Raw genomic sequence first — 19,232 nt, forward strand, 5'->3', positions numbered from 1 at the left:
GTACCGCCCATGTCCCCACCGGAAGCGGGCCGGAGCGCCGACGTGCGCCGCGTGCTCGCCGTGATCCCCGCGCGCGGCGGCTCCAAGGGAGTGCCCGCGAAGAACCTCGCCCCCGTCGGCGGCGTCCCCCTGGTGGTCCGCGCGGTGCGCGAATGCCGGGCCGCCCGCCACGTGACGGACGTCGTCGTCTCCACCGACGACCGGGCCATCGCCGCCGCGGCCCGCGAGGCCGGCGCCGAGGTCGTCCTGCGGCCCGCCGCCATCGCCGGGGACACGGCCACCTCCGAGGCCGCCGTCCTGCACGCCATGGACACCCACGAGGCCCTGCACGGCACCGCCGTCGACGTGGTGCTGCTGGTCCAGTGCACCAGCCCCTTCCTGGTCCGCGAGGACATCGACAGGACGGCCCGCGCGGTCGCCGAGGACGGCGCGGACACCGCCGTCACCGTCGCCCCCTTCCACGGCTTCGTCTGGCGGGACGGCGACGCCCCGGCCGACGGCGGCCACGGCGTCAACCACGACAAGGCGTACCGCCCCCGGCGCCAGGACCGCCCCCAGGACCTGCTGGAGACCGGCGCCGCCTACGCCATGGCCGCGCCCGGCTTCCGCGAGCACCGGCACCGCTTCTTCGGCCGCACCGAACTGGTCCGCACCGACCCGGCGCGCGTCCTGGAGATCGACGACCCGCACGACCTGGCCCGCGCCCGCGCCCTGGCCCCGCTCCTCGACGCGGCGCGGCCCGGCGCCCTGCCGACCGCCGACGACGTCGACGCGGTCGTCCTCGACTTCGACGGCACCCAGACCGACGACCGGGTGCTGATCGACTCCGAGGGACGGGAGTTCGTCTCCGTGCACCGCGGCGACGGGCTCGGCATCGCCGCCCTGCGCCGCAGCGGCCTCGCGATGCTGATCCTGTCCACGGAGGTGAACCCGGTCGTCGCCGCCCGCGCGCGCAAGCTCAAGCTGCCCGTGCTGCACGGCATCGACCGCAAGGACCTCGCCCTCAAGCAGTGGTGCGAGGAACAGGGCATCGCGCCCGAACGCGTCCTCTACGTCGGCAACGACGTCAACGACCTCCCGTGCTTCGCCCTCGTCGGCTGGCCCGTGGCGGTCGCCGGCGCCCACGACGCCGTACGCGGCGCGGCCCGCGCGGTCACCACCGTGCCCGGCGGCGAAGGCGCCGTACGGGAGATCGCGACCTGGCTCCTGGGCCCGTCGCTCGACGTCCCCGCAGCCTCCACCCCCACCCCCACCCCGTCCACGTAAGGAACCCCCAGTCATGAGCACCGACTCCCGCATCCGCACCTTCGGCACCCGCGAGGCCGGACCCGGCCGCCCCGTCTACATCACCGGCGAGATCGGCATCAACCACAACGGCGACCTCGAGAACGCCTTCAAGCTGATCGACGTGGCCGCCGAGGCCGGCTGCGACGCCGTCAAGTTCCAGAAGCGCACCCCGGAGATCTGCACCCCGCGCGACCAGTGGGACATCGAGCGGGACACCCCCTGGGGCCGGATGACGTACATCGACTACCGCCACCGCGTGGAGTTCGGCGAGGACGAGTACCGGCAGATCGACGACTACTGCAGGTTCAAGAACATCGACTGGTTCGCCTCCCCGTGGGACACCGAGGCCGTCGCCTTCCTGGAGAAGTTCGACGTCCCCGCCCACAAGGTCGCCTCCGCCTCCCTGACCGACGACGAGCTGCTGCGCGAACTGCGCGCGACCGGCCGCACGGTCATCCTCTCCACCGGCATGTCCACCCCGAAGCAGATCCGCCACGCGGTCGAGGTCCTCGGCAGCGACAACATCCTCATGTGCCACGCCACCTCGACCTACCCGGCGCAGGCCGAGGAGCTGAACCTGCGGGTCATCAACACCCTCCAGCAGGAGTACCCGAACGTCCCGATCGGCTACTCCGGCCACGAGACCGGCCTGCAGACCACGCTGGCCGCCGTCGCCCTCGGCGCCACCTTCGTCGAACGCCACATCACCCTCGACCGCGCCATGTGGGGCTCCGACCAGGCCGCCTCCGTCGAGCCGCAGGGCCTGACCCGTCTGGTGCGCGACATCCGCACCATCGAGGCCTCCCTCGGCGACGGCGTCAAGAAGGTCTACGACTCGGAGCTGGGCCCGATGAAGAAGCTGCGCCGCGTCACCGGCGTCGTCGCCGAGGCGGAGATCGCCGCCGCCGCGGGCGAGCCCGTCTCCGTCTGACCACCGCCCACCGAGTCACTCACGACGGGACGGTCCCCCACCGATGAGCCCCCGCGCCGGGAACGCCGGCCCCCGCACTCTCGCCTTCGTCGAGAGCCCGGTACAACTGCTGAACGTGCTGGAGTGGGCGCACACCCGCGCACCCGGCGCGGAGCTCACCCTCGTGGTCCTCTCGCCCGTCGACCCGATGACCCGCGGCCAACTGCGCCGCATGGCGGAACTGGCCCGCCAGGAGGGCCACGAGATCCGCTGGGAGGAGGCACGCGGCGGTGCCACCGCCCCCTTCCGCACGGTCGGCGGCCTGACGGCCCTGCTGCGCCGGGCGGAGCGGATCGTGCTGGGCGACCCGTTCTCCCGCTACGTGCAACTGCTCCTCACCATCACCCGCGCCCACGACCTCGTCGTCGTCGACGACGGCACGGCCACCATGGAGTTCGTCACCCAGCTCGCCCACGGCGAACGCCTGGTGCGCTGGCACCGCAAGGGCAGCCGCCCCGGCCCGCGCGACCTGCTGTTCGCCCCCGTCTCCCGCTCCGCCCGCCACCGCCTCACCCCGGCCCCGGACCGGCAGGTCTCGGTCTTCTCCTCGATGCCCATCGAGGACGTCCCCGACGGCGTCACCGTCACGGCGAACGACTTCACCTGGACCAGGGCCCGCTTCGGTCCGCCCCGCATCACCAAGGGCGCCGACATGGTCGGCACCTCCCTGGTGGAGACCGGCGTCGTCGACGCCGACCGCTACGTGGCCGCCGTACGCGGCCTGGCGCACGGACACGGGGCCGCCCGCTACTTCGCCCACCGCCGCGAGAGCGCCGAGAAGCTGCACCGGCTGGCCGTGGAGACCGGCCTGCAGATCGTCCGCCCCGACCTCCCCCTGGAGCTGATCGCCCGCCGGGGCCCGATCGGCCGCACCGTCCTCAGCTTCCCCTCCACCGTGGTCCACACCCTCCCGCTGGCCCTGGCCGGCACCGAGGTCCGCGTCGCCGTCTGCGACATCGACCCCGCCTGGCTCACCGCATCGGCCTCACCGAGGGCCGGCGGTTTCCTGAACGGCGTCACCCACTCCGCACGCGACGTGCACCGGCTGTCGGCGGTGGCGGGGGCGGGGTAGACGGGAGCGCCATCGGGTCCCCGCCGGGCCGGGTCCGGGCGGGCGCGGCGGGTCCCGCACGCGGACGGCTCCGGCGTGGCCCAGCCGTGGCGTGGTATGCGTGAGGGGAGCAAGTACACAGCAAGGACGGGACCGGGTGCCGAGGCCGAAAACGGGTGAGGATACCCACCCCCGTTGAGAGCCATGCGCCGAGCGGCCAACTTTCTTCCCCTGACGGGCTGAAATTTTGTTGATCGAGGGGCAGTTGACTACTGCGGCGTCCTACCCTTCAGAGGGTGAACGTGTTGATGTCCCCAGAGTCCGAGGCCGACACTCCCGGTGAAGCCGTGCTGCCCGGCACCGTTCCGGACGCGCTGCGTGCGGAGCTCGTGGCCTTCCGCCGCGACCTCCACATGCACCCCGAGCTGGGCAACCAGGAGTTCCGCACCACCGCCGCGATCAAGGAACGGCTGGAGCGGGCCGGTCTGAAACCGCGCGTGCTGCCCATCGGCACCGGGCTCGTCTGCGACATCGGCACCGACTCGGGACAGTGGTCCGGCGGGCCGCGCATGCTGGCCCTGCGGGCCGACATCGACGCCCTGCCCATCCCCGACAGCAAGACCGACTGCGCCTACCGCTCCCAGGTGCCCGACCGCGCCCACGCCTGCGGGCACGACGTGCACACCACCGTCGTCCTCGGCACCGGCCTGGTCCTCGCGGCCCTGCACGAACAGGGCCTGCTGCCCCGTCCCGTGCGGCTGGTCTTCCAGCCGGCCGAGGAGGTGCTGCCCGGCGGCGCCGCCGACGCCATCGAGGGCGGCGCGCTGGAGGGGGTGCGGCGCATCCTCGCCGTGCACTGCGACCCCCGCGTGGACGCCGGGAAGATCGGGCTCAGGGTCGGCCCGATCACCTCCGCCTGCGACCGCATGGAGATCGCCCTGAACGGCCCCGGCGGTCACACGGCCCGCCCGCACCTCACCACCGACCTGGTCACCGCGGCCGCCCGCGTCGCCACCGACGTGCCCGCGCTCGTCGCCCGGCGGGTGGACAGCCGCAGCGGGCTCGCGCTGACCTGGGGACGCATCGAGTCCGGTCACGCGCCGAACGTCATCCCGCAGCACGCCGAACTCGCCGGGACCGTGCGCTGCCTCGACCTCGACGCCTGGCGGCAGGCGCCCGACCTGGTCATGGGCGCCATCGACGAGATCGCCAACCTCTACCGGGCCAAGTCCGAGATCACCTACGTCCGCGGCGTCCCCCCGGTCGTCAACGAGGTCACCAGCACCGAGCTGCTCCAGGCCGCCATGGCCGCCCGGCGCGGCACCGACGCCGTCGAGAGCACCGAGCAGAGCCTCGGCGGCGAGGACTTCTCCTGGTACCTGGAGCACGTGCCCGGCGCCATGGCCCGCCTCGGCGTCCGCCCGCCCGGTGAACGCACGGTCCGCGACCTCCACCAGGGCGACTTCGACGTGGACGAGCACGCCATCACGGTCGGCGTGGAACTGTTCACCGCGGCGGCGCTCATCGACGCCGTGCAGTAGGCGGCGCGGCGGGCGGCGCGGGAGCGGATGCGGGGGTAAGTCCCCCTTCGATCCGGTCGTTAACAGGGGGGTAACCGGCCAGCGGCACGAATGGATAACGGCGCCGCACAACCCCGTTCCCAGGAGTTTCTACGCGCGTTAATGTGCGCCGAACCGAGCGCCCGCTGCGGGGCTTTGGAGAATGGGGAACTTCAGATGCGTCGGATATCGAGACTCACCCGCGTCGCGGTGGGGGTCGCCTCGCTCGCCCTCGCCGCCACGGCCTGCGGCGGCACCAGCAGCGAGGGCGGCGACGGCGGCGGTGACGACAAGGGCCTCGCCATCGCGTACGACGTCGGCGGCAAGGGCGACCAGTCCTTCAACGACGCGGCGTACGCCGGTCTGGAGAAGGCCAAGCAGGAGTTCGGCTACAAGACCGCCGACATCGAGCCCACCGACGGCGAGACCGACGCCGACAAGGAACAGCGCCTGACCTCCCTGGCCAAGCAGGGCTACAACCCCGTGATCGGCGTCGGCTTCGCCTACGGCCCGGCGATGAAGGCGGTCGCCGCCAAGTACCCGGACACCACCTTCGGCATCGTCGACTCCGTGGTCGAGGGCAAGAACGTGGCCTCCCTCGTCTTCGCCGAGAACGAGGCCTCCTACCTGGCCGGTGTCGCCGCCGCCAAGGCCACCAAGACCAAGACGGTCGGTTTCGTGGGCGGTGTGGACGTCCCGCTGATCCACAAGTTCCAGGCCGGTTACGAGCAGGGCGTCAAGGACACCGACCCGGCGCGGTCTTCGCGCTGGCCAAGTCCGTCGAGGACGACAAGCCGCTCACCGGCACCCACACCTTCGACCTGAAGTCCGACGGCGTGGGCCTGTCCGACAGCAACCCGGCGTTCGCCGGGATCGCGGGTGCCAAGGAGGCCGTGGAGAAGGCCAAGACGGGCATCGTCGACGGCTCCATCAAGGTCGCCACCGAGTAACCGCGGCCACGCCACGCAACCGGCGAAGCGGACGGGCGCCCCCGGGCACCCGTCCGCTTCGCCACATCGCGGCCCGGGGGCCCGCCGCGTCCCCGCGCACCGCCTCCGGCCCGTCCCGGCGTCACCCTCCGCCACCCTCCGTTCGCTTCCGGCAAGCCCCGCGCCCCCGTTCGTCCCGCCTTGCTCACGGGCGGATAACAAGGTGGACAGAAGGGGTTTTCAGGCAGGTCTACGCGCGTTAATCTGCGGCGGAAGCCAGCGCCGCAGCCGAACCGTCCCCGGCGCTTGTACGACAGGAGCACCAGACATGCGCCGGATTTCCCGGATCACGGTCGCAGGCGCAGCGACCGCCTCCCTGGCCCTCGCCCTCGCCGCCTGCGGTGGCACCTCGACCGACTCCGGCTCGGAGTCCAAGGGTGACAAGGGCCTCGCCATCGCGTACGACGTCGGCGGCAAGGGCGACCAGTCCTTCAACGACGCCGCGTACGCCGGTCTGGAGCAGGCCAAGAAGGAGTTCGGCTACGACACGGCCGACGTCGAGCCCACCGACGGCGAGACCGACGCCGACAAGGAGCAGCGCCTGACCTCCCTGGCCAAGCAGGGCTACAACCCGGTCGTCGGCGTCGGCTACGCGTACGCCGCCGCCATGAAGAAGGTGGCGGAGAAGTACCCGGACACCACCTTCGGCATCGTCGACGACGCCACGATCGAGGCGAAGAACGTCGCGGACCTGGTCTTCAACGAGCAGGAGGCCTCCTACCTGGCCGGTGTCGCCGCCGCCAAGAGCACCAAGACCAAGACGGTCGGTTTCGTGGGCGGTGTGGACGTCCCGCTGATCCACAAGTTCCAGGCCGGTTACGAGCAGGGCGTCAAGGACACCGACCCACTTCGGCCACCAAGGACGTCGCCAAGGCCGTGTACAGCCTCGCGAAGTCGGTCGAGGACGGCAAGCCGGAGACCGGTATCGTTCGGGGCGACCTGAAGTCCGGCGAGGTCGGTCTCTCGGACTCCAACCCGAAGTTCGCGGACGACGCCGAGCTCCAGGCAGCCATCAAGTCGGCCAAGGAGAAGATCATCAGCGGCGAGATCAAGGTCAAGGACACCCCCTGACACCCGCACCACCTCGCACCGCGTGCAACCGCGCCGGCCCAGCCGCTCGGCGGGGTACGGGGAGAGCGCCCTCCGGGGCGTGTCTCCCCGTACCCCGTCGTGTCGACGTGCCGCCGCCGCTTTGAGATGCCGTAGGGGCGCTACGCGCGTAGACGGCCCCCGTCCCCAGGAGAGTGCGCCATCAACGCGTCCAGCAGCCCTCCGGCCGGAGCGGCGGTCAACGAACCGGTGACCGCCGTCGAACTCGCCGGGATCACCAAGCGCTTCCCCGGCGTCGTGGCCAACCACGACATCCACCTCACCGTCCGCAAGGGCACCGTCCACGCCCTCGTCGGCGAGAACGGCGCCGGCAAGTCGACGCTGATGAAGATCCTCTACGGCATGCAGAAGCCGGACGAGGGCACCATCGCGATCGACGGCGAGAAGGTCTCCTTCTCCTCGCCCGCCGACGCCATCGCCCGCGGCATAGGCATGGTCCACCAGCACTTCATGCTCGCCGACAACCTCACGGTCCTCGAGAACGTGGTCCTCGGCAGCGAGAAGCTCCACGGCATCGGCTCCCGGGCCCGCCGGAAGATCAAGGAGATCTCCGAGCGGTACGGCCTCGGCGTGCGCCCCGACGTCCTGGTCGAGGAACTCGGCGTCGCCGCCCGCCAGCGCGTGGAGATCCTCAAGGTCCTCTACCGCGGCGCCCGCACGCTGATCCTGGACGAGCCCACGGCCGTCCTGGTGCCGCAGGAGGTGGACGCCCTCTTCGACAACCTGCGCGAGCTGAAGGCCGAGGGCCTCTCCGTCATCTTCATCTCCCACAAGCTGGGCGAGGTCCTCTCGGTCGCCGACGACATCACCGTCATCCGCCGCGGCACCACCGTCGGCACCGCCGTCCCCGCCGAGACCACGCCCCGTCAGCTCGCCGAGCTGATGGTGGGCAGCGAGCTGCCGACGCCTGAGACGTCGGAGTCCACGGTCACCGACCGCGCGGTCCTCACCGTCGAGTCGCTGCGGCTGGCCGCGCCGGGCGGCAAGGCCCTGCTCGACGACATCTCCTTCACCATCCACGCCGGTGAAGTCCTCGGCATCGCCGGTGTCGAGGGCAACGGGCAGACCGAACTGGTCGACGCGCTCATCGGCCTGCGCCACGCCGACTCCGGCACCATCCGCTTCCTCGACCAGGACATCACCGCGCTGCCCACCCGCAAGCGCCGCGAGCAGGGCGTCGGCTACATCCCCGAGGACCGCCACCGCCACGGACTGCTCCTGGAGGCCCCCCTCTGGGAGAACCGCATCCTCGGCCACGTCACCGAGAAGCCCAACAGCAAGGGCGTCTGGCTGGACCTGAAGAACGCCCAGCAGGACACCCGCCGCATCGTCGAGACGTACGACGTCCGCACCCCCGGCATCGACGTCACCGCCGCCTCCCTGTCCGGCGGCAACCAGCAGAAGCTGATCGTCGGCCGCGAGATGAGCCACGACCCGCGCTTCCTCATCGCCGCCCACCCCACCCGAGGTGTGGACGTCGGTGCGCAGGCCGCGATCTGGGACCACATCCGCGAGGCCCGCCGCGAGGGCCTGGCCGTGCTGCTGATCTCCGCCGACCTGGACGAGCTGATCGGCCTGTCCGACACCCTCCGCGTGATCTACGACGGCCGGCTGGTCGCGGACGCCGACCCGGCCACCATCACCCCCGAGGCCCTCGGCTCGGCGATGACCGGCGCCGCCTCCGGACACCTGGAAGACGAAGAGACCCCCGAGACCCCGGCCGACGCGGCCGGCTCCGCGAAGTCCGCGGCGCCCCCCGCGCCCTCCGCGTCCCCCGAGTCTCCGGAAGACGAGGCCCGCTGATGAAGAAGTTCGACAAGGAGCGCGTGCTCCTCGCGGTGGCCGGACCGGTCATCGCGCTCGCCGTGGCCTTCGTGCTCAGCGCGATCGTCCTGGTCGCCTCGGGCAAGAGCCCGGTCGAACCGTTCGCGCTGATGTTCGAGCAGGCGGGTTTCTCGGACATCCAGGTCCTGATCGTCAACCAGGCGTCGATGTACTACATCGCGGCCCTCGCGGTGGCCATCGGCTTCCGGATGAACCTGTTCAACATCGGCGTCGACGGCCAGTACCAGCTCGCCGCCATGACGGCCGCGATCGTCGGCGCCCACGCCGACCTGCCGGCCGCCCTCCAGGTCCCGCTGCTGCTGCTGACCGCCGTCCTCACCGGCGCGTTCTGGTCCGGCATCGCCGGCGTCCTGAAGATCACCCGCGGCGTCAGCGAAGTCGTCGCGACGATCATGCTCAACTCCATCGCCACCGCCGTCATCGGCTACCTCTGGCTGCCCGACGTCTTCGGCGTCAAGATCGGCAACAACAACACCACCGGCGAGATGCACGAGTCCGGCTGGATCCCCGGCATCGACATGGGCGCCTCCGGCGAGATCTACGGCCTGGTGATCCTCGCCGTCCTCCTCGGCATCGGCTACTGGCTCGTCCTCAACCGCACCCGCTTCGGCTTCGACCTGCGCGCCTCCGGCGCCTCCGAGTCCGCCGCCGCGGCCAGCGGTGTGGACCCCAAGCGCATGGTGCTCACCGCGATGCTCCTCTCCGGCGGCCTCGCCGGCCTCGCGGGCCTGCCCATCCTGATGGGCGACACGCACACCTACAGCCTCAACTTCCCCACCGGCATCGGCTTCCTCGGCATCGGCATCGCCCTGCTCGGCCGCAACAGCCCGGTCGGCATCGCCTTCGCCGCCCTGCTGTGGGCCTGGCTCGACAAGGCCTCGCCCGAGCTGGACTTCCACGGCTACGACAAGGAGATCGCGGTCATCATGCAGGGCCTGATCGTCCTCTCGGTCGTCGTCTCCTACGAGGCCGTCCGTGAGTGGGGCCTGCGCCGCCAGCAGCGCCGGGTCGGCGCGGAGCTGGCCGCCGGTCACGTCCTGGGCGCCACCGACAACCCGAAGAAGGAGGTGGCCGGCCGATGACCGCTCCGACCACAGCGACCGACGTCAACCAGCCCTCGCTGCAGCCCACGGCGCCGACCGGCCGCCGCGTGTCGCTGCCCGTCCTGATGCTGGTCATCGCCGGAGCCCTGGCGCTGACCTCGATCGTCCGCCTGATCACCGGCGCCAACGGCATCACCAACGTCAGCCAGATGTCCACCGCGCTCCAGCTCGCCGTGCCGATCGGCCTCGCGGGCCTGGGCGGACTGTGGGCCGAGCGCGCGGGCGTCGTCAACATCGGCCTCGAGGGCATGATGATCCTCGGCACCTGGTTCGGTGCCTGGGCCGGATTCCAGTGGGGTCCGTGGACCGGCGTCCTCGTCGGCATCGTCGGCGGCTGCCTGGGCGGCCTGCTGCACGCCATCGTGACGATCACCTTCAACGTCAACCACATCGTCTCCGGCGTGGCCATCAACATCCTCGCCCTCGGCGCCACCCGCTACCTCGCCCCGCTCGCCTTCGAGGGCCACCAGGGCGGCTCGGCCAAGCAGTCCCCGCCCGTCGACTCCCTCGGGCACTTCTCGATCCCGGGGCTGTCGGACTGGCTGGAGAGCCTCAACAACCAGCACTGGTTCTTCGTCTCGGACATCGCCGGGCTGCTCGGCGGCCTGGTCACCAACGTCTCCTGGCTGACCCTGCTCGCGGTCGCCCTGATCCCCGCCACCTGGTGGATCCTGTGGCGCACCCCGTTCGGCCTGCGGCTGCGCTCCTGCGGCGAGAACCCGGTCGCGGCCGAGTCCCTCGGCGTCAACGTCTACAAGTACAAGTACCTCGCCGTGATCATCTCCGGCGGTCTGGCCGGCCTCGGCGGCGTCTTCCTCTCCATCGTGGCCAACCCCTTCTACCTGGAGGGCCAGACCAGCGGCCGCGGCTACATCGGCCTCGCCGCGATGATCTTCGGCAACTGGATGCCGGGCGGCCTCGCCATCGGCGCCGGTCTCTTCGGCTACACCGACAGCCTCAACCTGCGCGGCGGCTCGGCCAACGTGCACGCCCTGCTGCTGCTCGGCGCGCTGCTGCTCCTCGTCGGCGCCATCTGGCTGGCGGTCCGCAAGAAGTACGTCAAGGCCGCGATCACCTTCGTCGTCGGCGCCCTCGTCTTCGCCTGGTACGCCGGCACCAACGAGGTCCCCAACCAGGTCGTCTCCGCCACGCCGTACGTCGTCACGCTCGTCGTCCTCGCCCTGTCCGCGCAACGGCTGCGGATGCCCAAGGCGGACGGCATGCAGTACCGGAAGGGACAGGGCAAATGACGGACGTCGACTGGGGGGCGCTGCGCACGGCGGCCCGGGAGGCGATGGCCCGGGCCTACGCCCCTTACTCCGGGTACGCCGTGGGCGCCGCGGCCCTGGTCGACGACGGCCGCACCGTCACCGGCTGCAACGTGGAGAACGCCAGCTACGGCATCGGCCTGTGCGCCGAGTGCGGGCTGGTCTCCCAACTGCGGCTGACCGGCGGGGGCCGGCTGACGCACTTCGTCTGCGTGGACGGCGGGGGCGAGGTACTCGTCCCGTGCGGCCGCTGCCGGCAGCTCCTGTTCGAGTTCGGCGGCCCCGAGATGCTGCTGGAGACCCCGGAGGGGGTCCTGCCCCTGTCCCGGATGCTCCCGCAGGCATTCGGCCCCGACCACCTCACCAAGTAGCAACTCTCGTTAGGACAGCCAGACATGGCCATGGACGTCATCTCCGTCATCCGCACCAAGCGGGACCGCGGCGAACTCAGCGGGGAGCAGATCGACTGGGTCATCGACGCGTACACCCGCGGCGAGGTGGCCGACGAGCAGATGTCCTCGCTCGCGATGGCGATCCTGCTCAACGGCATGAACCGCGGCGAGATCGCCCGCTGGACGGCCGCGATGATCGCCTCGGGCGAGCGCATGGACTTCTCGTCCCTGTCCCGCCCGACCGCCGACAAGCACTCCACGGGCGGCGTCGGCGACAAGATCACGCTGCCGCTGGCCCCCCTGGTGGCGGCGTGCGGCGCGGCCGTCCCGCAGCTCTCCGGCCGCGGCCTCGGCCACACCGGCGGCACGCTCGACAAGCTGGAGTCGATCCCCGGCTGGCGCGCCCTGCTCTCCAACGAGGAGATGCTGGACGTCCTGGACGGGGTGGGCGCCGTGATCTGCGCGGCCGGTGACGGCCTGGCCCCCGCCGACAAGAAGCTCTACGCCCTGCGGGACGTCACCGGCACGGTCGAGGCGATCCCGCTGATCGCCTCCTCCATCATGTCCAAGAAGATCGCCGAGGGCACCGGCTCGCTGGTCCTGGACGTGAAGGTGGGCTCCGGCGCCTTCATGAAGACGATCGAGGACGCCCGCGAGCTGGCCGCCACGATGGTCGGCCTCGGCACCGACCACGGCGTGAAGACGGTCGCGCTGCTCACCGACATGGCCACCCCCCTCGGCCGTACCGCGGGCAACGCCCTGGAGGTCCGCGAGTCGGTCGAGGTCCTGGCCGGCGGCGGCCCCGCGGACGTGGTCGAGCTGACCCTCGCCCTGGCCCGCGAGATGCTCGACGCGGCGGGCATCGAGGACGCCGACCCGGCCAAGGCGCTGGCCGACGGTTCCGCGATGGACGTCTGGCGCCGCATGATCGCGGCCCAGGGCGGCGACCCGGACGCGCCGCTGCCCACCTCGAAGGAACAGCACGTGGTGAAGGCCGGTGCCTCCGGCGTCCTGACCCGCCTCGACGCCTACGACATCGGCGTCGCCGCCTGGCGCCTGGGCGCGGGCCGCGCCCGCAAGGAGGACCCGGTGCAGGCCGCCGCGGGCGTCGAACTCCACGCCAAGCCCGGCGACACGGTCACCGAGGGCCAGCCCCTCCTCACCCTCCACACCGACACCCCGGACCGCTTCGCGTACGCGCTCGCGGCGGTGGAGGGCGCGTACGACGTCGCCCCGGCCGGCACGGACTTCACCGCCTCGCCGGTGGTGCGGGAACGTATCGCCTGACCTGGGGTTTCGTCTTTCGGGTGAACGGGATCGGTAGACCAGTGCCGGTCCCGTTCGGCATGCTGGGATCGGTGACGCACCGATGGGAGAACCCGCCGTGAGCGCACTCACCGTGAGCGAGGAGCCCGACCAGAACTGGGGCGACCTCGTCCGGTTCTGGGAGGAGATGGATTGGCCCGAGGGCAGCAAGGTGGAGATCATCGAGGGGATCATCACCGTGTCACCAGCTCCGGGACTGCCTCACAACGGCATCACCGGTCGAATTCAGCGCCGTTTGTACTCGGTGATCCCTGACCGATGGGGGATCTACCAGACCCTCGCGCTCTCGGTGCCGTCCCGCCTCGGGATGCTCATCCCGGATCTCGTGGTGACGCAGTTGCCGGACCACACGGAGTCCGACACCCACATCCCCGCCGCTCTCGCGGAACTCGTCGTCGAGGTCACCTCCAAGTCCAACGCCCGGCACGACCGCATCAGCAAGCCCGCCGCCTACGCCACCGCGGGGATCCCCCTCTACCTCCTCGTCGACCGCTGGGCACCCGGCGGCCCCACCGCGACGCTGTACGGCGAACCGAAGGGTGACGTCTACCGGGTGCTGGGCGCCGCGAAGTTCGGCGCCCCCCTCACCCTCCCCGCACCCTTCGACCTGACCATCGACACCAGCGAGTTCCCCGAGGCCTGACTCAGCCGAGGACCGTCGCCACCCCCACCAGCACCGGCACGGACACCACCGTCGACACCAGGATCGCGTCGCGGGCCAGGCGTTCGCCGACCCCGTAGGTCGACGCGTACGTGTACAGGTTCTGCGCCGCCGGCAGCGCCGACGTCACCACCACGTCGAGGAGTTGGGCGCCCCGCAGACCGAAGACACCCGACGCCAGCGCCCAGGCCACCGCCGGCTGGCCCACCGCCTTCAGGGCGACCGCGAGCAGCACCGGCCGCCGTTCCTCGCCCCGCAGCGGCATCGTGGAGCCGCACAGCCCGATGCCGAAGGCCAGCAGCACCGCCGGGACCGACATGTTGCCGATCAGGGTGATCGGGTCCATGACCGCGCCCGGAACCTCGAAGCCGCTCGCGGCCACCGCGACCCCGGCGAGCGAACCCAGCGCGATCGGATTGCGCAGCGGCGTCAGCACCCGCCGCCACAGGGGGCCCTGCGCACCCCCGCGCGACAGGTCCAGGATCGTCACCGCCACCGGCGTCACCAGCACCAGTTGGAACAGCAGCACCGGCGCCACCAGCGAGGCGTCGCCCAGGACGTACACGGCGATCGGGATGCCGAGGTTGCCGGAGTTGACGTAGCCGGAGCAGAGCGCCCCGATCGTCGTACGGCCCACGCCCCAACCGCGTACGACGCCCACCGCGACGAACGCACCGGCCACCGCCACCGTGGACAGGGCCGTCACCAGGAGCCGGGCGGAGAAGACCACCGACAGGTCGGCCGTCGCGAGGGTCGTGAACAGCAGGGCCGGTGACGCCACGTGGAAGGCGAGCTTGGTCAGCACCTCCCGGCCCTGGGGACCGAGGTGGCCGCGCAGACCGAGCAGATAGCCCACCCCGATCACCACCGCGATGACCGCGAACCCGGTCAGCACCCCCTGCACGGCACCTCCTCGCGGACGGCGAGGCGGGTACCGGGCGGCGCGGCGGGGACGGGAGAGGGTATGTGGGGCATACAGCGAACCCTCTGGTGCAGGGCACGCCCAGGTCAATGTGATCCCCGACGGCCTCGGCACCGATGACTTCCCGGCCCGTGCCGGGTCTACCGCACGTGGACGCCGTGACACCCGCCGTACTCGTGCTGCCGGGGCCCGTCTCCCGAGGGGAGACGCCCCGGTTCTGCGACGAGGTGCGCGCGCTGCTGGAAACCACCCGGGCCGGGGTGGTCGTCTGCGACGTCGGCGGCCTCGGACCGCCGGGGCTCGCCGTCGTCGACCTGCTGGCCCGCCTGGAGCTGACCGCCCGGCGGGCCGGGGGCCGGATCCGGCTGCGCGACCCCGATCCGGCCCTGCACGCCCTACTGGACCTCGTCGGCCTCCGCTTCGAGACGGAGCGGCAGGCCGAACAGCGGGAACCACCGCTTGGTGTCGAGGAAGCAGTGGAACCCGGTGATGCGGCCGTCTGAGATCTCCAGCACCTGGACCGCCCACGGCGCGAAGCCGCCCGCCTCCGGGTCGGGCTTGTAGTGCGCGAAGGCCGGCAGCCCGTTGGCCTCCACCCGCACCAGGCGGGAGCCCGCGCACGCGGCGCCGAGCGTGGTCATGAAGCCGGTGATGTCCGCCGGACCGGCCAGCCACAGGTCGAACGGCGGCATCGTCATGACCGCGTCCTCGTGCAGCAGCGCCGTCAGCGCCGTCATGTCGTACCCCTCGAAGGCCGCGACATAGCGCTCCAGGAGCTTCTGCTGCTCCTCGTCCAGCGGGTCCGACACCGCCGCGTCGGCTCCCCGGTCCGCCCGCTCGGCGAGGGTGGCGCGGGCGCGCTGCAGGGCGCTGTTGACGGAGGCGACCGACGTGCCGAGCAGCTCGGCCACTTCGCTCGCCCGCCACGCGAGCACCTCGCGCAGGATCAGCACCGCCCGCTGCTTGGGCGGCAACTGCTGCAGGGCCGCCATGAAGGCGAGCCGCACGGACTCCTTGGCGACCGCGGCCTCGGCCGGGTCCGAGGTCTGCGGCAGCACGCGCGCGTCCGGCATCGGCTCCAGCCAGGTGTGGTCCGGGCGGGGGGACAGGGCGGCCTGGGCGAGCGGTGTCGACTCCGTCAGGTCCATCGGGCGCGCCCGCTTGTTGCCCGCGCTCAGCATGTCCAGGCAGACGTTGGTCGCGATCCGGTACAGCCACGAGCGCAGGCTGGAGCGGCCCTCGAACTTGTCGTAGCTCCGCCAGGCGCGCACCAGGGTGTCCTGCACCGCGTCCTCGGCCTCGAAGGAGGAGCCGAGCATGCGGTAGCAGTACCCCGTCAGCTCGGGCCGGTGCTTCTCCAGCGCGGAGTCCAGCTCCGTGGTCACGGTGCCGTTGGTCATCGTCCACCCACCCCTGTGGCGTCCCGTCGTGCGCGTCTTCGCGCCTCGCACTCCGGAAGCTACCGCAGGGGACTGACATTGGCCTGTGCAGTGAAGGAAGGCGCAGGTCAGGGAGGGGTGCGAAGTCTCAGCGGGAGAGGCCGAGCGCCTTCACCGGGGCCTTGCCGGTCTGCCGGCGGGCGGCCAGCGAGCCGGAGACCGTGATCACCACGACCCCCAGCACGGCGAGGGCCCCCACCGCGACCGTCCCGGCCCAGCCGGCGGAGTGGAAGGCCACCGCGCCGACCGTGCTGCCCGCGCTGGAGCCCACGTAGTAGGCGGACTGGTACAGCGCGGAGGCCTGGGCGCGCCCGTGCCGGGCGGTCCTGCCGACCGCCGAGGAGGCCACCGCGTGCCCGGCGAAGAAGCCCGCCGTGATCAGTACCAGGCCGAGCAGGACCAGGGGCAGCGAGGGCGCCAGGGACAGCAGCAGGCCCGCCGCCGTCGTGCCCGCGCCCAGGTACAGCGCCCCGCGGCGGCCGAGGCGGCCCACCAGGCGGCCCGCCGTCGACGCCGAGACCGTGCCGACCAGGTAGACCAGGAAGATCGAGCCGATGAGTCCCTGCGGGAGGGAGAAGGGCGCCTCGGTCAGGCGGTAGCCGATCACCGTGTAGACGCCGCCGAACACCGTCATGAACAGCGCGCCGATCGCGTACAGCCGGCGCAGCAGCGGGTCGGCGAGGTGGTCGCGGACGGTGCGGACCAGGACCCGCGGGCGCAGCGAGCCCGGCGTGAAGTGCTTCGGCGCCGGGAGCAGCAGCCGGAAGGCCACCGCGCACGCCACCGCGACGAGGCCGATCACCCCGACCGCGACCCGCCAGCCCCACTCCTGGGCGACCCAGCCGGTGATGACCCGGCCGCTCATCCCGCCCACGCTGTTGCCCGCCACGAACAGGCCGATCGCGGTGACCAGCGCCCGCGGCCGCACCTCCTCGGCGAGGTACGCCGTCGCCGAGGCCGGCAGCCCGGCGAGCGCCGCGCCCTGCACCGCCCGCAGCGCGACCAGCGCCGGCAGCGAGGGCGCGAAGGGCACCAGCAGCCCGACGGTCACCGCGAGGGCCAGCGAGGCCGTCATGACCGTACGCCGTCCGAACCGCTCCGACAGCGCGCTCATCGGCAGCACGAACACCGCGAGGCCCCCGGTCGCGGCGGCCACCGTCCAGCTCGCGTCGCTCGCCGTGACGCCCAGGTCGCCCGAGATCAGGGGCAGCAGGGCCTGGGTGGAGTAGAGGAGCGCGAAGGTCGCGACACCGGCGAGGAACAGCGCGAGGCTCATCCGGCGGTAGCCGGGGCCGCCCGGCGCCATGCGCGTGTCGGAGGGGGCGGGGTCGTCGGGGGCGGTGACTGCGGGCGCGGCGTCCACGCTGGTGGACGCCCCGGTATCGGCGGGAGTCATGCCCCGAAGGTACGAAGCCCCTTACTCATCCGTCCAATGCATGGAATGGGCATAATCGTTCCCATGGTGCATCAGCAAAGCTCACGGTCCCGCCTGTCACCGTCCGGTGACACGGAAGACATCGTCGCGCTGCTCGCGCCCCGCCTCGCGCACTTCGCCGGCGTGGCCCGCACCGAGCACGTCACCCGCGCCGCCCAGGAGATGAACGTCCCGCAGTCGACCCTCTCGCGCGCCCTGGTGCGCCTCGAAGAGGACCTCGGCGTCGACCTGTTCGTGCGCCGCGGCCGCACCCTCGCGCTGACCGTCGCCGGGCGCACCTTCCTCGGCTCCGTCGAACGCGCCCTCGCCGAGGTCGAGCGCGCCGCCGACGAGGTGCGCGCCGACGCCGACCCGGCCACCGGCAAGGTCGCCTTCGGCTTCCTGCACACCATGGGCGCCGAGACCGTCCCCGGCCTGCTGCACGCCTTCCGCGCCGACCATCCCCGCGTCCGCTTCAGCCTCGTGCAGAACTACGGCGAGGCCATGCTGGAGCGGCTGCGCGCGGGGGAACTGGACCTGTGCCTGACCTCCCCGGTCCCCGACGCCCCCGACCTGGTCGCCCGCCGCCTCGACGAGCAGAAGCTGCGCCTGGTCGTGCCGGCCGACCACGCGCTGGCCGGGCGCAGGCGCATCCGCCTCGCCGAGGCGGCCGACGAGACCTTCGTGACCCTGGAGCCCGGGTACGGCCTGCGCCGCATCACCGACGCCCTGTGCAAGGAGGCCGGGTTCCGGCCCAGGGTGGCCTTCGAGGGGGAGGAGGCGGAGACGCTGCGCGGCCTGGTCGCCGCCGGGCTCGGCGTCGCCCTGCTGCCGCCGCCCGCCGTGCCCCGCCCCGGCGTGGCCGAACTGACGGTCACGGCCCCGCGCGCCGCCCGCGAGATCGGCGTGGCCTGGCTGGCGGGACGCACGGACACGCCACCCGTCGCGGCGTTCAAGAGGTTCCTGCTGTCGCGGCGGGGGAACCTGCTCCCGTCCTGATCCCCCCGGCCACCGGGCACGGGGCTACCGCCGCAGCGACTTCCCGAACCCCGCCGCGAGCGGCATCCGCAGCCCCAGCGGCGGGGGAGCGGCCAGGGCGTCCTCCACCGGACGGGAGAAGGACTGCCCGAACAGCGCGCCCATCACGAAGTCCTCGGCCAGCGAGGCCACTTCGTCCCGGTACTGGCGCAGTCCGTGCCCGTCGGAGTGCACCTCGAACCGGCACACGGAACGGTTCGCCTTCTTCGCCCGGGAGGCGAGCCGGAACGACAACTCCGGGTCGCTGTGCCCGTCGTTCGTGCCGTGCACGATCAGCACCTGCCGCCCGGCGAGCTGCTTCACCGGTTCGGGTGGCGCGGCCATGTCGTCCTCCGGCAGCCAAGGGGCGATCGCCAGCACCGAGTTGACGGCCTCGTGCCCGGCCGCCCGCAGTGCCGCCCGGCCGCCCATGCCGATGCCGAGCAGGCACAGCGGCACGTCGCCGTAGCGCCGTACCGCTTCGTCCGCGGCCCATTCGGCGTCCCGGGCGAGATGCGCCGCGGCGCCGTTCCAGCCGCGGTAGCGGTAGTGCACGGCATGGGTGGCCAGTCCCTCCTCCCGCCCCGCGCGCGCCAGTCTGCGTCCCAACGCCCGTACGGACGCGGCCGCGAGCAGCGCGGAGGGCCTGCGGTCGGAGACCTCCTCGCCGCCGGGGAGCAGCAGCACCGCACCGCTCACCCCCGTCCCCACCGGACCGGGTGCCCGTCCCAGCCGGGCCCGACGGACCGGCGTCGCTTGCTGTGCCATGACAGAACATTCTCAGAAGACCGGGTGTACGGAACCCGTCCAGGCCATCACCGTTACATATCGGCCGGTCCGTGAGGCCCGGCGTCCGCTCCACGCGTCCGGCCGTTCGCC

16 protein-coding genes and 2 pseudogenes are annotated in these 19,232 nt (G+C 72.2%); 14 read left to right on the plus strand and 4 right to left on the minus strand.

Going from position 1 to position 19,232, the window contains the following annotated elements; translation table 11 throughout:
- The first annotated feature begins 9 nt into the window (after positions 1-9).
- The 12 genes and pseudogenes from IG88_RS0104220 to IG88_RS0104275 all read left to right on the plus strand — a co-directional run bounded on the left by IG88_RS0104220 (position 10) and on the right by IG88_RS0104275 (position 13,543).
- The gene (locus tag IG88_RS0104220) at positions 10-1,266 is read left to right on the plus strand and encodes an N-acylneuraminate cytidylyltransferase (RefSeq protein WP_031035074.1); all 1,257 of its coding nucleotides are present in this window, start codon (positions 10-12) and stop codon (positions 1,264-1,266) included.
- Between the two features lie 13 nt (positions 1,267-1,279).
- Complete coding sequence (locus IG88_RS0104225; protein WP_031035076.1) at positions 1,280-2,218, plus strand: N-acetylneuraminate synthase family protein; 939 nt, start codon at positions 1,280-1,282, stop codon at positions 2,216-2,218.
- A 43-nt stretch (positions 2,219-2,261) separates the two neighbouring features.
- Entirely contained in the window at positions 2,262-3,329 is a 1,068-nt protein-coding gene (locus IG88_RS0104230) for a hypothetical protein (RefSeq protein WP_031035079.1), read from the plus strand.
- Positions 3,330-3,616: 287 nt separating this feature from the next.
- Positions 3,617-4,849 (plus strand): M20 family metallopeptidase, encoded by a 1,233-nt coding sequence (locus IG88_RS0104235; RefSeq protein ID WP_031035081.1) that lies wholly within the window; start codon positions 3,617-3,619, stop codon positions 4,847-4,849.
- Between the two features lie 195 nt (positions 4,850-5,044).
- Positions 5,045-5,817 (plus strand): annotated as a pseudogene (locus IG88_RS38315) (BMP family lipoprotein).
- 307 nt (positions 5,818-6,124) lie between these two features.
- Positions 6,125-6,927 (plus strand): annotated as a pseudogene (locus tag IG88_RS38320) (BMP family lipoprotein).
- A 228-nt stretch (positions 6,928-7,155) separates the two neighbouring features.
- The gene (locus IG88_RS0104250; protein ID WP_031035083.1) at positions 7,156-8,769 is read left to right on the plus strand and encodes an ABC transporter ATP-binding protein; all 1,614 of its coding nucleotides are present in this window, start codon (positions 7,156-7,158) and stop codon (positions 8,767-8,769) included.
- Positions 8,769-9,893 (plus strand): ABC transporter permease, encoded by a 1,125-nt coding sequence (locus tag IG88_RS0104255; protein WP_031035086.1) that lies wholly within the window; start codon positions 8,769-8,771, stop codon positions 9,891-9,893. Before IG88_RS0104250 ends, IG88_RS0104255 begins: the two co-directional genes overlap by 1 nt.
- On the plus strand, positions 9,890-11,164 hold the full coding sequence (locus tag IG88_RS0104260; RefSeq protein WP_031035088.1) for an ABC transporter permease: 1,275 nt from the start codon (positions 9,890-9,892) through the stop codon (positions 11,162-11,164). Before IG88_RS0104255 ends, IG88_RS0104260 begins: the two co-directional genes overlap by 4 nt.
- On the plus strand, positions 11,161-11,553 hold the full coding sequence (locus IG88_RS0104265) for a cytidine deaminase (RefSeq protein WP_031035091.1): 393 nt from the start codon (positions 11,161-11,163) through the stop codon (positions 11,551-11,553). The genes IG88_RS0104260 and IG88_RS0104265 overlap by 4 nt, the downstream gene beginning before the upstream one ends.
- Positions 11,554-11,577: 24 nt before the next feature.
- Positions 11,578-12,861: a thymidine phosphorylase gene (locus tag IG88_RS0104270; RefSeq protein WP_031035093.1), complete on the plus strand. Its 1,284-nt coding sequence runs from the start codon at positions 11,578-11,580 to the stop codon at positions 12,859-12,861.
- 97 nt (positions 12,862-12,958) lie between these two features.
- Entirely contained in the window at positions 12,959-13,543 is a 585-nt protein-coding gene (locus tag IG88_RS0104275; RefSeq protein WP_031035095.1) for a Uma2 family endonuclease, read from the plus strand.
- A gap of 1 nt (position 13,544) precedes the next feature.
- On the opposite strand, the gene IG88_RS0104280 is transcribed toward IG88_RS0104275, so the two are convergent.
- Positions 13,545-14,465 (minus strand): AEC family transporter, encoded by a 921-nt coding sequence (locus tag IG88_RS0104280; protein ID WP_031035098.1) that lies wholly within the window; start codon positions 14,463-14,465, stop codon positions 13,545-13,547.
- A 134-nt stretch (positions 14,466-14,599) separates the two neighbouring features.
- Here IG88_RS0104280 and IG88_RS0104285 point away from each other — a divergent pair, with 134 nt between their 5' ends.
- Entirely contained in the window at positions 14,600-14,986 is a 387-nt protein-coding gene (locus tag IG88_RS0104285; RefSeq protein ID WP_078861393.1) for an STAS domain-containing protein, read from the plus strand.
- Here the strand turns inward: IG88_RS0104285 and IG88_RS0104290 are convergent.
- Positions 14,879-15,883 carry a sigma-70 family RNA polymerase sigma factor gene (locus IG88_RS0104290; protein WP_031035102.1) on the minus strand — a complete coding sequence of 335 codons (1,005 nt, stop codon included), beginning with the start codon at positions 15,881-15,883 and terminating at the stop codon, positions 14,879-14,881. The genes IG88_RS0104285 and IG88_RS0104290 overlap by 108 nt on opposite strands.
- 127 nt (positions 15,884-16,010) lie before the next feature.
- On the minus strand, positions 16,011-17,318 hold the full coding sequence (locus tag IG88_RS0104295; RefSeq protein WP_031035104.1) for an MFS transporter: 1,308 nt from the start codon (positions 17,316-17,318) through the stop codon (positions 16,011-16,013).
- 63 nt (positions 17,319-17,381) lie between these two features.
- On the opposite strand from IG88_RS0104295, the gene IG88_RS0104300 reads away from it, so the two are divergent.
- Complete coding sequence (locus IG88_RS0104300) at positions 17,382-18,335, plus strand: LysR family transcriptional regulator (protein ID WP_031035106.1); 954 nt, start codon at positions 17,382-17,384, stop codon at positions 18,333-18,335.
- A 24-nt stretch (positions 18,336-18,359) separates the two neighbouring features.
- Here the strand turns inward: IG88_RS0104300 and IG88_RS0104305 are convergent, their stop codons facing one another.
- A complete protein-coding gene (locus IG88_RS0104305; RefSeq protein WP_031035108.1) occupies positions 18,360-19,121 on the minus strand; it encodes an alpha/beta hydrolase in 762 nt (253 codons plus the stop codon).
- Positions 19,122-19,232 lie beyond the last annotated feature (111 nt).

The organism is Streptomyces sp. NRRL F-5650 (assembly GCF_000721365.1).
Taxonomy (GTDB): Bacteria; Actinomycetota; Actinomycetes; order Streptomycetales; family Streptomycetaceae; genus Streptomyces; species Streptomyces ardesiacus.

What these genes read in the sequence shown, in the direction of transcription:
- IG88_RS0104230 (WP_031035079.1), top strand. Translation starts at nt 2,262, where the DNA reads ATGAGCCCCCGCGCCGGGAACGCCGGCCCCCGCACTCTCGCCTTCGTC.
- IG88_RS0104220 (WP_031035074.1), top strand. Translation starts at nt 10, where the DNA reads ATGTCCCCACCGGAAGCGGGCCGGAGCGCCGACGTGCGCCGCGTGCTC.
- IG88_RS0104235 (WP_031035081.1), top strand. Translation starts at nt 3,617, where the DNA reads ATGTCCCCAGAGTCCGAGGCCGACACTCCCGGTGAAGCCGTGCTGCCC.
- IG88_RS0104300 (WP_031035106.1), top strand. Translation starts at nt 17,382, where the DNA reads ATGGTGCATCAGCAAAGCTCACGGTCCCGCCTGTCACCGTCCGGTGAC.
- IG88_RS0104295 (WP_031035104.1), bottom strand. Translation starts at nt 17,318, where the DNA reads ATGACTCCCGCCGATACCGGGGCGTCCACCAGCGTGGACGCCGCGCCC.
- IG88_RS0104290 (WP_031035102.1), bottom strand. Translation starts at nt 15,883, where the DNA reads ATGACCAACGGCACCGTGACCACGGAGCTGGACTCCGCGCTGGAGAAG.
- IG88_RS0104225 (WP_031035076.1), top strand. Translation starts at nt 1,280, where the DNA reads ATGAGCACCGACTCCCGCATCCGCACCTTCGGCACCCGCGAGGCCGGA.
- IG88_RS0104305 (WP_031035108.1), bottom strand. Translation starts at nt 19,121, where the DNA reads ATGGCACAGCAAGCGACGCCGGTCCGTCGGGCCCGGCTGGGACGGGCA.
- IG88_RS0104260 (WP_031035088.1), top strand. Translation starts at nt 9,890, where the DNA reads ATGACCGCTCCGACCACAGCGACCGACGTCAACCAGCCCTCGCTGCAG.
- IG88_RS0104270 (WP_031035093.1), top strand. Translation starts at nt 11,578, where the DNA reads ATGGCCATGGACGTCATCTCCGTCATCCGCACCAAGCGGGACCGCGGC.
- IG88_RS0104255 (WP_031035086.1), top strand. Translation starts at nt 8,769, where the DNA reads ATGAAGAAGTTCGACAAGGAGCGCGTGCTCCTCGCGGTGGCCGGACCG.
- IG88_RS0104265 (WP_031035091.1), top strand. Translation starts at nt 11,161, where the DNA reads ATGACGGACGTCGACTGGGGGGCGCTGCGCACGGCGGCCCGGGAGGCG.
- IG88_RS0104285 (WP_078861393.1), top strand. Translation starts at nt 14,600, where the DNA reads ATGACTTCCCGGCCCGTGCCGGGTCTACCGCACGTGGACGCCGTGACA.